Origin of the sequence: Arthrobacter agilis, from assembly GCF_002953615.1 — a bacterium.
Lineage (GTDB): Bacteria > Actinomycetota > Actinomycetes > Actinomycetales > Micrococcaceae > Arthrobacter_D > Arthrobacter_D agilis_B.
The window spans coordinates 3411729-3414233 of sequence record NZ_CP024915.1; the positions used below are offsets into that span (position 1 = coordinate 3411729).

The window sequence follows — 2505 nt, forward strand, 5'->3', positions numbered from 1 at the left end:
CTTCCGGGGCTACAACGCCATGCGGCACCCGGCGGCCGGTTGCCACGGTTCGTGGGCGGGTGTAGCGGGTGTAGGTGCCGGCGGTCAGGAGGAGCGGAGGACGGGTTCGACGACGTCGGGCCGGACCGGGGAGGAGCCGGGCTGCTGGTCCCTGCGATCGAGCTCCTCGGTGAGTTCCTCGTGCCGGATCTCGGTCTCCATGGCCGCTTCGCCGTCGGTGGCGTATTCGTGGTCGAGCTCGCGGTGGATCTTGCTGTTGAGGACCTCGACCTCGGGCAGCTCGAGTGCTGTGAGGTCTTCCGGGAAGTCGTCGGAGGGCGTGAGTCTGGTTCTCAAGGGGGTGCCTGTTCGGTGGTGGGACGGGACACTGCGATCGGGCCCGCTTCTAGACCACGCATGCCGGGCGAACCCGGCAGGGCAAGGCAAAAGAGTACCGGTTCGACCGCCCGGAACGGAAGCCGCCCGGCGCTACGTCAACGTGTTCTTCGCCTGCCGGTCCGTGAGGTCGCGATCGGCCACGAGCACGCCGCCCATCAGGAGCCGGAAAGCGCGGGCCCTGCCTCCCGGGCGAGGAGTCCGGGAGGGCAGAGCCACGGAGCGACCGGTGGGCGCAGGCGGTCGACACGGGCGGGTCGTGCGCCCGGTCTTCCCGGGCCGGGTGTCGGTGGCGGGGGCTAGCCTGCCCTGATGGATGCCGGAGCGAGCAGGAGGTGCGATGCCCGAGGGTGACAGCGTGTTCCGGCTGGCGGCACGGCTGAGGCGGTCCTTCGACGGGCGACTCCTCCGCCGTGGCGATCTGCGTGTCCCCGCCCATGCCACGAGTGCACTGGACGGACTGCGGGTGGTGGAGCACGTGACGCATGGCAAGCACCTGCTGACGCGGCTGGACGGCGGACTCACCCTCCACACGCATCTGCTCATGCAGGGCTCGTGGACGGTCACCGCCGCGGGCAGGAAGCTGCCGCGCGCATTGCTGCCCGACGCACGGGTGATCCTCGAGGTCGAGGACGGCCCCACCGCCTACGGACTGAACCTTCCCGTCGTCGACCTGCTGCCCACGCGGGCGGAGGCCGATGTCGTCGGGCACCTCGGACCCGATCCGCTGCGCGACGACTGGTCCGCGGAGGAGGCGGCCGCCAGGCTGTGCCGGGATCCCGCCGAACGGGTCGCCGCGGCCCTGCTCGACCAGCGCAACGTCGCCGGCTTCGGCAACCTCTGGGCCAACGAGCTGTGCTTCCTGCGCGGCATCCACCCGGACACCCCCGTGGCCGACACCGACATCCCCGCGCTCGTGGCGCTCGGCGCACGATGCCTGCGGTTCTCCGCCGTCCAGCCCGGTGCCCACCAGGTCACCACGGGCACTACGCGTAAGGGCGAGCAGCACTGGGTGGCTGGCCGGGCCGGGAAGCCGTGCCTGCGCTGCGGCACCACTGTGTGCGTCCGTGCCGAGGTCCCCGGTGATCCGGGCCGTCGCCGGACCTGGTGGTGCCCGCGCTGCCAGCCGTTGCGGCAGTCAGCGCCGGGTGGCGAGCGCCGCCGCGAAGGCGTCGGCTGACGCTGCCGTGCTGTTGATGCGCCAGTCGGCCTCCTTCGCGATGTGGAACCAGACGAGGGCGACGACGTCCGGCTGGGCGGAGAGGTAGCCGAACAGGTTCGTGATCCACTGGGGCTTCGATCCGCCGACCTCCGAGGACGCGGTCTCGGCGATCAGGACGGGTTTTCCCGGAGCGAGCCAGCGGAGCTGCGCGATCCCCTCGCCGAAGACCGCCTCCGGTTCCTGCCAGCTGCCCCCCGACGGGGAGGTGCCCCAGTTGTAGCCGTCGAGTGCCACGGCGTCGACGTACCCGCTGCCCGGATAGAGACCGTCGAGGGGGACGGAGCCCCAGTAGGGCACGTTCGGGTTCCAGACCCAGCTGATGTTGGTCGCACCGGTCGACGCGACGACGTCGTGCACGTGCTGGTAGGCCGCGACGTAGTCGCCCGTCCCGTTGCCGTTGACGCCTTCCGCCCAGGGGTACCAGTTCCCGTTCATCTCGTGGGCGAAGCGGAGGTACACCGGCTGGCCCCACCGGCCCAGGGCCGTGCCCCATTCGCGCAGGTAGGCGTCGAAGTCGCCGGCTGCGATGCGGTCCAGCGAGTAGGCGGGCTGCGCGGTGCCGCCGCCCCAGGTCCAGGGCTCCCAGGTCAGGAGGGTCTCGGCGCCCCTCGCTCGGACGGCGTCGAGTTCGGCGATGGGCGCGGGCTGGTTGAAGTCCTTGTAGGACAGGACGATCGAGGGCGCCTCGCCGGCGAGGGCCGTCACCTCGTCCAGTTCCGCACCGGCAGCCGGCCCGCCATTGGTGCCCACGCCGAACCGGATCGCCTTGGCGGTGCCGCTCGGCACGGGGGCGGGCTCGACGACGGTGAAGCGGGCGGTCGCAACCGCGTTCCCGGCCGTCGCGGTGACGGTCACGGTGCCCGCAGCGGCGGGCATGACGATCGACGCCTGGAAGGCGCCGCCGGCGG

Annotated in this window: 3 protein-coding genes; 1 reads left to right on the top strand and 2 read right to left on the bottom strand. The window is 71.9% G+C overall.

Features of this window, described 5'->3' with window-relative positions; all coding sequences use genetic code 11:
- Positions 1-84: 84 nt before the first annotated feature.
- Complete coding sequence (locus CVO76_RS16810) at positions 85-336, bottom strand: hypothetical protein (RefSeq protein ID WP_208740206.1); 252 nt, start codon at positions 334-336, stop codon at positions 85-87.
- 379 nt (positions 337-715) lie between these two features.
- Between CVO76_RS16810 and CVO76_RS16815 the strand changes: the two genes are divergently transcribed.
- Positions 716-1555, top strand: coding sequence for a DNA-formamidopyrimidine glycosylase family protein (locus CVO76_RS16815; protein WP_208740207.1), 840 nt, complete (start codon positions 716-718; stop codon positions 1553-1555).
- On the opposite strand, the gene CVO76_RS16820 is transcribed toward CVO76_RS16815, so the two are convergent.
- Positions 1514-2505: glycoside hydrolase family 26 protein (locus CVO76_RS16820; RefSeq protein ID WP_208740208.1), on the bottom strand; the 992-nt coding region annotated here is incomplete at its 5' end. The genes CVO76_RS16815 and CVO76_RS16820 overlap by 42 nt on opposite strands.